The sequence below is a fragment of the Photobacterium arenosum genome (assembly GCF_014841115.1).
Classification (GTDB): Bacteria; Pseudomonadota; Gammaproteobacteria; order Enterobacterales; family Vibrionaceae; genus Photobacterium; species Photobacterium arenosum.
Genome location: NZ_JACYTP010000006.1, coordinates 37,519 through 50,449 on the forward strand (window position 1 = coordinate 37,519; position 12,931 = coordinate 50,449).

General features: G+C 55.1%; 11 protein-coding genes. 3 read left to right on the plus strand and 8 right to left on the minus strand.

Features of this window, described 5'->3' with window-relative positions; all coding sequences use genetic code 11:
- Positions 1-9: 9 nt before the first annotated feature.
- The 4 genes from IFO68_RS11075 to pilM are packed head-to-tail and all read right to left on the minus strand — an operon-like array spanning position 10 to position 2,648.
- A complete protein-coding gene (locus IFO68_RS11075) occupies positions 10-498 on the minus strand; it encodes a hypothetical protein (protein WP_192015939.1) in 489 nt (162 codons plus the stop codon).
- Positions 495-1,118 (minus strand): type IV pilus inner membrane component PilO, encoded by a 624-nt coding sequence (locus IFO68_RS11080; protein ID WP_192015940.1) that lies wholly within the window; start codon positions 1,116-1,118, stop codon positions 495-497. Before IFO68_RS11080 ends, IFO68_RS11075 begins: the two co-directional genes overlap by 4 nt.
- Positions 1,111-1,788 carry a PilN domain-containing protein gene (locus tag IFO68_RS11085; protein WP_192015941.1) on the minus strand — a complete coding sequence of 226 codons (678 nt, stop codon included), beginning with the start codon at positions 1,786-1,788 and terminating at the stop codon, positions 1,111-1,113. The genes IFO68_RS11080 and IFO68_RS11085 overlap by 8 nt, the downstream gene beginning before the upstream one ends.
- Complete coding sequence (pilM, locus tag IFO68_RS11090) at positions 1,698-2,648, minus strand: type IV pilus biogenesis protein PilM (protein WP_192015942.1); 951 nt, start codon at positions 2,646-2,648, stop codon at positions 1,698-1,700. Before pilM ends, IFO68_RS11085 begins: the two co-directional genes overlap by 91 nt.
- A gap of 143 nt (positions 2,649-2,791) precedes the next feature.
- Here pilM and IFO68_RS11095 point away from each other — a divergent pair, with 143 nt between their 5' ends.
- Complete coding sequence (locus IFO68_RS11095) at positions 2,792-5,341, plus strand: penicillin-binding protein 1A (protein ID WP_192015943.1); 2,550 nt, start codon at positions 2,792-2,794, stop codon at positions 5,339-5,341.
- Between the two features lie 68 nt (positions 5,342-5,409).
- Here IFO68_RS11095 and oxyR read toward each other — a convergent pair whose 3' ends face one another.
- Positions 5,410-6,309, minus strand: coding sequence for a DNA-binding transcriptional regulator OxyR (gene oxyR / locus IFO68_RS11100; RefSeq protein WP_027250629.1), 900 nt, complete (start codon positions 6,307-6,309; stop codon positions 5,410-5,412).
- Between the two features lie 161 nt (positions 6,310-6,470).
- On the opposite strand from oxyR, the gene IFO68_RS11105 reads away from it, so the two are divergent.
- Positions 6,471-7,199 carry a glutathione peroxidase gene (locus IFO68_RS11105; RefSeq protein WP_192015944.1) on the plus strand — a complete coding sequence of 243 codons (729 nt, stop codon included), beginning with the start codon at positions 6,471-6,473 and terminating at the stop codon, positions 7,197-7,199.
- A 75-nt stretch (positions 7,200-7,274) separates the two neighbouring features.
- Positions 7,275-8,726: a dihydrolipoyl dehydrogenase gene (locus IFO68_RS11110; protein WP_192015945.1), complete on the plus strand. Its 1,452-nt coding sequence runs from the start codon at positions 7,275-7,277 to the stop codon at positions 8,724-8,726.
- A gap of 120 nt (positions 8,727-8,846) precedes the next feature.
- Here IFO68_RS11110 and argH read toward each other — a convergent pair whose 3' ends face one another.
- From argH to argB, 3 genes are all read right to left on the minus strand, one after another.
- The gene (gene argH / locus IFO68_RS11115; protein WP_192015946.1) at positions 8,847-10,724 is read right to left on the minus strand and encodes an argininosuccinate lyase; all 1,878 of its coding nucleotides are present in this window, start codon (positions 10,722-10,724) and stop codon (positions 8,847-8,849) included.
- A 71-nt stretch (positions 10,725-10,795) separates the two neighbouring features.
- A complete protein-coding gene (locus IFO68_RS11120; RefSeq protein WP_192015947.1) occupies positions 10,796-12,004 on the minus strand; it encodes an argininosuccinate synthase in 1,209 nt (402 codons plus the stop codon).
- Between the two features lie 144 nt (positions 12,005-12,148).
- A complete protein-coding gene (gene argB / locus IFO68_RS11125; RefSeq protein WP_046220340.1) occupies positions 12,149-12,928 on the minus strand; it encodes an acetylglutamate kinase in 780 nt (259 codons plus the stop codon).
- Positions 12,929-12,931: the final 3 nt, after the last annotated feature.

Sequence of the window (12,931 nt, forward strand, 5' to 3'; positions counted from 1 at the left end):
AGACTGGAGTCAGGAGGGGTTTTCTGGCGCAATCAACCGCCCACCCCGCCGAGACAGATGAAGAATGTGATGAGTCACAACAGGGCAACCGGGCACACCGCGGGTCTGTAAAATTAATCCGGTTTGCCCGGCATCCACGCTGAGTACTCTGACTCTGGGCCCGATAACCTGATCTGGCCTGGCTTTGAACAGCCGCCCGTCCTCAGCACTCAGCAGCGCCGCCCATCCGTACTCATCCTTGACGCTGCCCTTCATCATCAGCCCCTTAACCAGCATGTCGCTTGCCGATGCTTGGCACGCTACAGGTTCGGCCTCAGTCGCCTCAAAGCGCTGAAACGGAGAACCAAGCGGACTGACGTTATATTCAGGCGCCTCTGCCAGACTGAACCCTGTGACGGGCACAGCCACTAACAGCAAAGCAAAGCTGCCCATGCGATAAAGAAAGAGACGGTAAAAAAAGGGGCGGAGGAATAAATGGCGGAGGAAAAAAGTGATCATTGGTGCATCTCCAGTCTCTGCTCATCAGTCAGAATCGTGTCTCCGGACGGCACAGCTATCTGGTACAGGTGCGCACTTCCAGTGACCCGCAGCTCAGTTGATTGCCCGTCGACAGACTGCATTGTCAGCTCATTGACCACCAGCAGCCAGCGCATGGATGCCAGCCCGGCTAACAATGTCCCTGACGAGTCATAGTCGCCCCGCCATTCAAAGTGCAAAGGCTGCACACTGTACCACTGGTGATTTTCGCTTTTCCCCCAGCGGAGATGCTGCAAGGCTACGTCGGCATCCACACTGAGTATTTCAATTTCCGCCAGTACTTGCGGCCAGGCTGATTTATCTGGCAGCCGGGCAGATTGCTGCCGGTACAGGGCCATCATCTTATCTGTCCGCGCCGACCACTCAGGCAATAACTCCGCCTGTGTGCGTTGCCAGGCAAGCTGCGTCCTCAGTGACCGGGCTTGCTCTTGCAGCTCGTACTCTTGCTGGATCACCGCTTTAATACTCCAATGCCAAAACACCAGACTTAGCATCCCCAGCAGCCCCAGACAGGCAACCAACTGATAACGCAGTGGCCAGCCGGGCATCGACTCCAGTGTCAGATCCCGCCAGTCAGTCATGAACATCCCCCAATAGCGGCGACACTAGAGTCATAGTGACGGAAAATCGCTGAAAGGCTCCGTCGCCGGCTGTGAGCGGCTCACCAGATCCCGCCGAGTTATCGCGTTGCACAGAATGCAGCTGGCTGCGGCTCACCCACTCCTGGCGCTCGATCCGGGCCAGAAAGTCCGGCAACGCCGCCAGTTGCCGGGTCTGACCGGCCAGCACTATGGCATTATCTTTCAGTGTCAGCCTCTCCAGCCCGGCGGACAGCGGCAGGAGATCAGGCAAATGATTAAGCAGGTGAATCAAGGGAAAACGCGCATGATGCCAGCGGCTAACCGCCGCCAAGCGAGACTGGTACATCTGATGCTGACGCTGATAATCAGCCAGTTTGGCAAGATCGGGCGCCAGCGCGAGTATTTGCTGCTGAATGCGATCGTTACTGCTTGTCTGGCGCGCCGTCCGTTCCCCGTAATAAAATCGCAAACTCCCCATGCTCAACACCGCCAGCACCACTGTCGCCGCCAGGCAGTACCAAAACCGGCGGGCATGCGCGATACGCTGCGCTTCACGCCAGGGCAAGAGATTGACCGGGATCAACATGTCAGCGCCCCTCTGACCGCCAAAGCCGCCGCTCTGGCCCAGACGGTATCCAGCGGCACAGCCACCGCCGTCGAGTTGTGCCATAAAGGAAACACCTGCCCGGGGGTCAAAAAAGCAACTGGCAATCCACACGCTTGCTGCCACAAAGCCAGTTCCTTGTCAGACAATGATCGGCCCGTCAGCCACAGCCCGGTTAACGGCGACAGGGAATGATAATGTTGCAGTTGCCGGATCAGTTCCGGTGAGGGCGCATTACCAGACCGGCTCAGCAAAAAGGTACGATGCAGCGGCAGGTTGTGCGAGAAACCAGCGGCCAGATCCGCTTCCTCAGCTCCCAAACAAACCAGCGCAGGATTCGCTCCCATAGCCGTGATTGCCTGCCGGTGACAATATTCCAGCAGCCACAAGAGTGCACGTGCCTGCAATTCCATGATCTCAGGTTCAAAACCCGCCTCACGCACACTCTGGGTTCTTGCTTCTACTAGATGAGTTTTGGCCGCAAAGACCTGAAAGCGCAATCCGCTGTCCGCCGCCTCCTGCCCGGGAGTCGGGGATGGATAATAGTCCAGGCTCAGTGCCTCCGGCTCCATCGACAAGGTATCCGCCAGTATCTTTGCCAGTTCGCTTCCGATATCCTGTCCCCAGCGTTGTTCGAGCGTAAGTTCCCGCTGCACCACCTCACTGTCCGGCAGTGACAGCACAGTGCGAACAGAACGCTTTGGAAGCAGAGTCCGTATTTTACGCAAGGCTGACAACAAGATAGGTCCGGAAAGGCTATTGTGATGGAACCCGCCACCGGGGGACGTCCCGGCAAGTTCTGCAGGAGACAAAACGACTTCAGCGTAATGCAATAACGCAAGCCGCCCTTTATTTTGCTTAAGCACGACCGCCTTTACACTATGGTGGCCGATATCTATCCCGGTCCAGACTGGCTTGTGCAACATGGCGTGGTATGCTCCCCTGGTAAAGACAAGGCAAAATTATTCGAATAAACACCTCTGACGGCGTTAAATTTATTTGAGTTATCTTTATACTACTGACTGAAATAGCGCGGATGGCCTAACGAAGGTGTAACGGGAATTCTCAAGTGAAGTTCATAAAGCGATTATTTATTTTTGCAATCATTTGCATCATTCTTGGAGTCAGCACGATTTTTGGTTTCTACCTTTATCTGAAACCGAATCTCCCTGATGTCGCAACGCTTAAAAACGTTGAGTTACAAACACCTATGCAGGTCTACAGTGCTGACGGCGAACTGATTTCCCAGTTTGGTGAAAAACGCCGCATCCCGCTGACTCTGGATCAAATACCTCAGCAGATGATCAACGCGGTGATCGCAACCGAAGACAGCCGCTATTATGACCACCCCGGCATTGACCCTATCGGCATCGCCCGTGCGGCCTTTGTGGTGGCGACCTCAGGATCGGCCAAGCAAGGCGCCAGTACCATTACCCAGCAGCTTGCGCGTAACTTTTTCCTCAGCAATGAGAAAAAAATCATGCGTAAAATCAAAGAGATCTTCATCGCCGTTCACATTGAACAGCTGCTGAGCAAAGATGAAATCCTGGAACTGTACCTGAACAAAATTTACCTGGGTTACCGGGCGTACGGTGTTGGTGCAGCGGCACAGGTCTATTTTGGTAAAGATGTCAGCCAGCTGACGCTGAGCGAAATCGCCATCATTGGCGGCCTGCCGAAAGCGCCTTCCACCATGAACCCTATCTACTCGCTGGATCGGGCAACCACACGCCGCAATGTGGTATTGAGCCGTATGCTGGATGAAGGCTACATCACCCGGACCGAATTCGAACAGGCCAAAGCAGAGCCAATCGTAGCCCGGTATCACGGTGCGGAAATTGCGCTGAATGCCCCTTACTTTGCCGAGCGCGCCAGAGCCTGGATGCTGGATCGTTACGGTGAAGATGCCTATACCTCCGGTATGAAAGTCTTCACCACTGTCAACCCCAAACTGCAGCGGGCGGCGCAACATGCCGCCATACAAAACCTGATGGATTATGACCAGCGCCATGGCTTCCGTGGTGCGGTAGCCACCCTGTGGATGCCGGAACAGGCGGTGTGGGATGAGCAGATGGTTCTGGATCATCTGGCCAAACAGCCAAGCTACGGTGAACTGGAACCTGCCGTGGTAGTTAAGGTCGGTCAGAAAAATGCGGAGGTCATCCTGCGTAGCGGCCAGCATCAGAATCTGGATTGGGACGGCATGAAATGGGCGCGTCGCTTCATTACCGACTCCAGCCAGGGCCCGGCACCGAAAACAGCCACTGAGATCCTGGCACCCGGCCAGCAAATCTGGGTGCAGCACAAAGGCGAGAGCTGGGTGCTGAGCCAAGTGCCCGATGCCAACACTGCCTTTGTCGCCATTTCGCCATACAATGGTGCCGTACAGGCTATGGTGGGCGGGTTTAACTTCGTACACAGCAAATTTAACCGCGCCACCCAGTCTATCCGCCAGGTAGGTTCGAGCATCAAGCCGTTCATCTATTCAGCCGGCCTCAACTCTGGCATGACACTGGCGACCCTGATCAACGATGCACCAGTGAACAGCTGGGATAAAAGCATGGGCACCGCCTGGCGTCCGAAAAATTCACCGCCGACATACAATGGCCCTACCCGCCTGCGTATCGGTCTGGCGCAGTCGAAAAACGTCATGGCGGTCCGCGTCCTGCAGGATGTCGGGCTGGATGACACCATAAGCTACCTGACCCGCTTTGGTTTCAAGCGTAAAGATATCCCCCGGGCAGAAGCCATTGCTCTGGGTGCCGGCAGCCTGACTCCGCTGGAAATGGTGCAGGGTTTCTCTGTGTTTGCCAATGGCGGCTATTTTGTTGAGCCTTATTTCATCGAACGGGTAGAAGATGCCTACGGCAACCTGGTGTATCAGGCCCATCCGAATGTTGTCTGTAATGATGATTGCCAGCGAAAAGAACAGCTGGCCGGTAACCATGTGGTGGCCAGCCGCGCTGTGATGCATGACATCGCCATCAGTGAAGAAGAGCTGGGCCCAACGGGCAGTGCCACTGAGGCCGACCAGCAACCGATTCGTATCGCGCCACAAGTTGTCACCGAGCAGAACGCTTTTCTGGTCCGTGAAATGCTGGAAAGCAATATCTGGGGTGGCGGTGACTGGCGCCACGGCAGCGGCTGGAACGGCACAGGCTGGCGGGGTCAGGTACTGAAACGCCGTGATATCGGGGGGAAAACCGGCACCACCAACGATTCCAAAGATGCCTGGTATACAGGGTTCGGGCCGGGTATCGTTGCCACCGCCTGGGTCGGCTTTGATAATCACAGCCGCGAGCTGGGCCGCACCAGCACTAACCCTAACATTACTGATGATCAAACGGCCGGTGCAGAAGCTGGCGCCAAAACGGCGCAACCCGCCTGGATTGGCTTCATGGAGCAGGCGCTGCAGGATGTGCCGGAACAACGCAAGCAGTTACCGCCCAACATTGTTCAGGTGCGTATCGACCGTGACACGGGCAAGCTGACCAAGAAAAATGACTTTACCTCTATGTTCGAGTACTTCATTCAGGGAAGTGAACCGAAAGATTATGTCGGTGAAGGGGGCAGCGACGGCGGCCTTTTTGAATCCGACAGCTCGGACGAACTGTTCTGATCCACTGTGCTGAACACGGATTCTGAATAAGGAAAAACAAGCGCGCCCCTGGGCGCGCTTGTTTTATCTCAGCTGTCCAGGTGCAGACTGATACTGCGCCTGATCTGCTCTGCCAACTGCTCATAGCGCCCTTTAAGCGGCGAGCCGGGACGGTAGGCCAGTGTAATCAAACGGCTCGGTTCAGGATCGCAGGCTTTCAGATAGCACACGCCATCCCGCTTGGCCGTGTGAGGCGTTGCCAGCTTAGGCAGCAAGGTAATACCACTGCCGGCCGCCACCATATTGCGCAGGGTTTCCAGGCTCGTCGCCTTGAAACTGCCGTCTTCCTTCGCACCGGCAGCAAAGCAAAACCCCATCGCCTGATCGCGCAGGCAGTGCCCATCCCCCAGCATCAGCAGAGTATGGCCATTCAGCTCCTGCATTGGCAGCTCACTTTTATCGGCCCAGGGATGCCCCTCTGGCACCGCCAACACCATAGGTTCATGGTAAAGAGACAGCTCTTTGAAATGCTCACTTTCTTTTACAGCAGCCAGAATGATGCAGTCCAGTTTGCCTTCTTCTAGTTGCTGCACCAGCACCTGAGTCTGCGCTTCATGCAGATACAGCTCTAACTGGGGAAAAGCCGCTTTAAGTGCTGGAATAATCAGGGGTAATAAATAAGGGCCGACCGTGGGAATAAAGCCGACATGCAGCGGGCCGGCCATACTTTCCCCCTGCTGACTGGCCATCTCTGCCAGTACCTTGACCTCGTGCAGCACCTTTCTCGCCTGAGTCACCAGACTGAGCCCGACATCCGTAAACAGCACCTTGCGGCTGGTCCGCTCCAGCAAAGACACCCCTAACTCGGTTTCCAGCTTACGGATCTGGCCGCTCAGGGTCGGTTGACTGACAAAGCACGCCTCTGCCGCTTTACGAAAATGACGGTGCTCAGACAGAGCCACCAGATATTCGAGGTCTCGGATATTCATCAATCGGTTCCCATTTCATTTAATAGAAATTAACGATTAATAAGATAACAGCAAACGATTAGAGCTATCAATCCAAATTTCGCATACTAGCTCCATCAACAGGAACAAGACAAAAACGTTCCACAAAATATTGAAATTAAAACATCTATCAGGAGAACAACATGTTTACATCAAAAGAAGGTCACGCGATTCCACAGGTTACTTTCCGTACCCGCCAGGGCGATCAGTGGGTTGACGTCACAACCGATGAGCTGTTCAGCAACAAAACCGTTGTCGTGTTCAGCCTGCCGGGAGCGTTCACGCCGACCTGTTCGTCAAGCCACCTGCCGCGTTACAACGAGCTGGCTTCCGTCTTTGCTGCGCACGGTGTGGATGACATCCTGTGTGTCTCAGTCAACGATACCTTTGTGATGAATGCCTGGAAAACCGATCAGGATGCAGACAACATTACTTTCATCCCGGACGGCAACGGAGAATTCACGCAAGGCATGGGGATGCTGGTGAAGAAAAACGATCTGGGCTTCGGTGACCGTTCATGGCGCTACAGCATGCTGGTGAAAAACGGCGTTGTCACAAAAATGTTTATCGAGAACGACGAGCCGGGCGACCCGTTCAATGTTTCTGACGCTGATACTATGCTGAACTACATCGCCCCTGATCATAAACTGCAGGAGTCGGTCACCGTTTTCACTAAACCTGGCTGTCCTTTCTGTGCCAAGGCGAAACAAAACCTGATCGACAAGGGTCTTCAGTTTGAAGAGGTGATTCTGGGTAAAGATGCCACCACGGTAAGCCTGCGCGCTGTCTCTGGTCGTAGCACTGTGCCTCAGGTCTTTATTGGTGGCAAGCACATCGGTGGCAGCGAAGAGCTGGAAGCCTACCTGGGCTAATCCATGCCCCAAGGCAGGGCTAAGCGCCCTGCCGGTATTGCACACCCTTGAACTGAATGTCGTTGGAGAGAAAAGATGAAAACCTTAACCGTGGATGTGGCCATCATTGGTGGTGGAACGGCTGGTCTGGGCGCTTACCGCGCAGCCAAAGCGCACACAGACAGCGTGGTCATGATAGAAGGTGGCCCATACGGCACCACTTGTGCCCGTGTGGGTTGCATGCCCTCAAAGTTGCTGATTGCGGCGGCCGAAAGCGTCCACAACATTGAAAAAGCCCCCGCCTTTGGTGTTCATCCACAAGGCGAGATTCAGATCAACGGCCGCGAAGTCATGGACCGTGTCAAACGTGAGCGTGACCGCTTCGTCGGCTTCGTGCTGGAGAGCGTCGATGAGATTGCTGCAGAAGACAAAATCAGCGGCTACGCCCGATTTATCGATGACACAACGCTTGAGGTCGACGGCCACACCCGCATTGAAGCCCAGCGGATTGTGATTGCCACCGGCTCCCGACCTGCCTATCCGGGCGCATGGCATGAGCTGGGTGATCGCCTGGTGATTAACGATGATGTCTTTAACTGGGACGATTTGCCGGCTTCGGTTGCCGTGTTCGGTCCGGGTGTGATCGGACTGGAGCTGGGTCAGGCGCTACATCGCCTCGGGGTTAAGGTCAAGATCTTCGGTCTCGGCGGCCAGGTTGGCCCGCTGACAGACGATGAGGTCATGTCATATGCCAATACCGCCTTCAATGACGAGCTGTACCTGGATGCCGATGTCAAAGTCGAAAGCATGAAACGTGTTGGCGACAGGGTTGAGATTCAATTCCTCAGCAAATCGGGCGAGCTGGAAACTCAGATGTTTGACTATGTGCTGGCCGCAACCGGCCGTCGCCCGAACACCGACAAACTGGCGCTTGACAACACCAGTGTGGAACTGGATGAGCGCGGCGTACCGATCGCCGATCATTTCACCCTGCAAACCTCAGTGGCGTCGATTTTCATTGCCGGTGATGCCAGCAACCAGCTGCCTCTGCTGCACGAAGCAGCCGATCAGGGCCGGATCGCCGGTGACAACGCCGGCCGCTTCCCGGATATTCGCGCCGGACTGCGTCGCTCGAAAATTTCCGTGGTGTTCACCGAGCCGCAAATTGCCATGGTGGGGGAAAGTCGCCGCGAGATTACCGAGCGGCTCGGTAACTGTGGCTGCTTTGAGGTAGGTACTGTCTCGTTCGAGAATCAAGGCCGTTCGCGGGTGATGCTGCGTAACAAAGGCATACTGAACCTTTACGGCGAACATGGCACAGGCCGTTTTCTGGGGGCAGAGATGATAGGGCCAAATGCTGAGCATTTGGCGCACTTACTGGCCTGGGCACACCAGAGCAAAATGACAGTGGCACAAATGCTGGATATGCCCTTCTACCATCCGGTGATCGAGGAAGGTGTCCGTACCGCACTGCGTGATCTCAACGCCAAACTGCATCTGGGACCTGAAATGATCAAACACTGCATGGACTGCGGCCCCGGCTGTTAATGCAACCCCAATAACATTGACGGGAAACAATCACCACCGCCATAGTCGGTAGTTTAGGGGTGACAAAAAAGCGCCGGATAACCGGCGCTTTGTTATTCACTCACAGTTGCAGTGTGCTTATCAGGCGACGTTGACGCTCGGAATCACATGCTGCTGATCCAATCTGACTTCCAGTGCCACCTCGTCACAGGCATGCTGACGCGGACACATATCGCAATCTTTCATGACTTTCTCTGGCAGCAGCGATTTTGAGGTCGGAATAAACTCCTGCTTCATGAAAAATTCAGGCACACGCGTCAGCACAAACACCCGCTTGATGGCCATCTGGCTGGCTTTTTCCAGCAAATGCTGTATCAGTGCCTTACCCTGCCCCTGATGCTGCCAACCGGCCTCAATACCCAGCGAGCGGATTTCCGCCAGACCTGAGTCATAGACATAAAGCGATGCACAGCCTGTGACCACGCCCTGAGTTTCTGCCACCGCAAATGAGCCGATATCACGTACCAGTTCGTTCCGCGGACGAGGCAGGTTCTCTCCCAGTCCGGCCCAGTACGCCACCATACCTTCAATGGCGTCCAGATCGGTCAGGCGTGCACCACGCACTTTCACACCCGGCGCATGGCGTTTCGACAAGCGTTTTTCCGTCTGCGAAATGGCGTGATCGACCTGATTGGGCGCCACGCCGCCCAGGGCACAGCGTTTCTCCAGACAGGATTCAATCGTCAGGATCGGATACACATCCTCGGCAATCACAGGCGAGAAGGCTTGCATCTCCTCCAGCGACAATTCTTCCAGTGCACAGCCTTTCTCGATAGCCGCCACCACAGCCACGCCAACGATATGGTGTGCTTCGCGGAACGGAATGCCTTTGGCCACCAGGTAATCGGCCAGTTCAGTAGCATTCGAATAGCCCTGCATTGCCGCTTCTAAGGTGCGGTCTTTGTTGACCTTGATACCGTCAAAACACAACGCAGCCATTTCCATGCATTCGTGCCAGGTGTCGAGTGCGTCGAACAAGCCTTCTTTGTCTTCCTGCATGTCTTTGTTGTACGCCAGCGGCAGCGCTTTGACCGTCATCATCATGCCCGCCAGTGAACCGTAGACCCGGCCGCACTTGCCGCGGATCAGCTCCAGCGCATCCGGATTCTTTTTTTGCGGCATCAGGGAAGAACCTGAGGTGACAGTATCGGCCAGCTCAATAAAGTTGGACTCGCCCGAGTTATAAAAAATCATGTCTTCCGCCAAACGGGACAAATGCAGCATAGAAATCGACGCCGTCGACAGCAGCTCCATCACATGATCACGGTCAGACACAGAATCCAGGCTGTTGCGGGTGGCGCGGTGGAAACCCAGACTGTGAGCCAGGGCTTCCCTGTCAATCGGGTAAGCCGTACCGGCCAGTGCACCGGATCCTAACGGGCAGGTATCTAACCGGTGCAGCGCATCACTCAGACGTGAATGGTCACGCTCGAACATTTCCACATAAGCCAGACACCAGTGGGCAAACGTTACCGGCTGGGCACGCTGCAGGTGAGTGTATCCCGGCAGCACAGTAGCCTGATGCTCACGGGCCACTGCGGTCAGTTGGCTTTGCAGGTGATCCAGCATCATGAGTAACTGGTGTCCCTGCTGACGGCACCACAGCTTGAGATCGGTCGCCACCTGATCGTTACGTGAACGGCCGGTGTGCAGCTTTTTGCCCAAATCCCCCACTCGGTGGATAAGCTGCTGCTCAACCCAGCTGTGGATGTCTTCGGCGTCAGACTGGAGGATCTGTTGCGGATCCTCCATCACAGCCAGCTTAAGCTCATTGAGTGCCAGCTCCAGCTTCTGCTGCTCCTCTTCGGTCAGTACCCCGACCTGACGCAGTGCTTTTGACCAGGCCACCGAGCCAACGATGTCTTGCTCCGCCAGGCGGTAATCAAAACGCAGGGAATCGTTGAACTGCTTGAACCGAGTATCTGCTGCCTGACTAAAACGTCCGCCCCATAGTGCCATGGTACTTCTCCTTTGCTGTACGACCGACTTGCTCACATGTCTTATTAGTAATGCGCTTTACGCTAGTTAGATTATTTTTTCTGTTCGTTCAGGGCACGGATACGGCTTGCCAGCGAGTACAGGCGGATAAAACCACCCGCATGGCTGTGGTCGTACACTTCGTCTTCTCCGAAGGTAGCGAACTCTTCCGAGTACAGGCTGTTCGGCGAACGTTTCTGAACAGCAGTCACCTGACCTTTGTACAGTTTCAGCACCACTTCGCCATTGACGTCCTGCGCCAGCTCATCCGCGGCAGCCAGCAGCGAACGGCACAGAGGCGTGAACCAACGGCCATCGTAAATCAGGTGCGAGGCTTTCAGGCCGATGCTTTCACGGAATTCAAACGATTCTTTGTCCAGTACCAGTTGTTCAACGGCACGCAGGGCTTCCATCATGATGGTGCCTCCCGGCGTCTCATAACAGCCACGGGATTTGATACCGACCAGACGGTTCTCGACGATATCGATACGGCCGACACCGTGCTCGGCACCTTTCTTGTTCAGGTACACCAGAGCTTCATACGGCGACATGGCTTTGCCGTCTACCGCCACAATTTCGCCTTTTTCGATCAGTACAGACACTTCTTCCGGGGTATTCGGCGCATCTTCCGGATCTTTGGTCCACACCCAGCACAGCTCATTAGACTGGTTCCAGGTGTTTTCCAGTACGCCGCCTTCGGTTGAAATGTGCCAGGCATTCGCGTCACGGGAATAGATTTTTTCCAGCGTTGCCGTGGTTGGAATCTTACGCTCGGCCAGATAATCCAGCAGGGCTTCACGGCTGCGCAGATCCCATTCACGCCACGGGGCAATCACAGTCAGTTGTGGTGCCAGGGCCGCATAGGCACTTTCAAAACGCACCTGATCGTTGCCTTTACCGGTACAACCGTGGCACAGGGCATCGGCGCCCACTTCCAGCGCACATTCCACCTGGGCTTTGGCGATAATCGGACGGGCCATTGAGGTACCCAGCAGGTATTTCCCTTCATAGACAGCACCGGTTTTCAGGCTTGGATAGATATAGTCTTTGACCATCTCTTCTTTCAGATCGGCGATATAACAAGCCGATGCACCTGACGCCAGGGCTTTCTCTTCAATGCCGACCAGTTCCTCTTCTCCCTGGCCCACATCGGCCACGAAGGCGATCACTTCACAGTCATAGTTCTCTTTCAGCCATGGAATGATGGCCGAAGTGTCCAGACCGCCGGAATAAGCCAATACTACTTTGTTCACCTTGCTCATTGTTACTCTCCTTTGTTGCCTGCTCGACGGTCTACCCGTTCAGGCGATATCAGTCTTTACTGTTTGAAACATCAAACAAAATAAGGGTAATTTTTATATCCAAACGCCGGGTTACCGCCAGCGTTTGTACTCAATTCTGCTGGTTCAGAGCACAAATCGGGTGCCGATTTGTTCACCGTCAAACAGATTCACCAATTGTTCCGGGTAGCGCCAGCCAGCAATTTCCACTGCACGTCCCAGCCCTTTGGCTGCCTCAAATGCCGCTTTGACTTTGACAATCATGCCGTCGGTAATCACGGCCTGCTGGATCAGCGCATCTGCCTGAGGCTCGCTCAACGAGGCAATCAGATGCCCTTTGCCATCCAGCACGCCACTGACATCCGACAGCAGCACCAGCTCGGCATCCAGCGCCGCGGCCACCGCCACCGCCGCCTGATCGGCATTAACATTCATCAGCTCACCGTCAGCCGTCAGGCCAATCGAGCTGACAATCGGCAGATAACCTGCCGCTATGATGCCGGACACTAAGTGGCTGTTTCCCGGTGCGGCTTTGCCGACTGCACCCAGCTCAGGGTCCAGCTCAGTGACCTGACACAGACCACCGTCTGCCAGGCTTAATCCCACCGCTTTCACGCCGGATTTGATGGCCTGGCCCTGCAGCATTTTATTGGCCGTGCCCGCCAATGCGCCGGCAATCACGCCAATTTGGTCAGCAGGAGTTACACGTAGCCCCTGCTTTTTAACCGTCGGAAGATTCAGTTTTTTCATCAGGTCATCGACCAGATAGCCGCCGCCATGGACCAGCACCAAAGGCCGGTTGGCCTTGGCCTGATAGGCATTGATGGCACCAAATACTTTTTCCAGCGTGTCGGTGCACGACAGCACTGCTCCACCCAATTTGATTACTAACGGCGACTGTTCCATCCC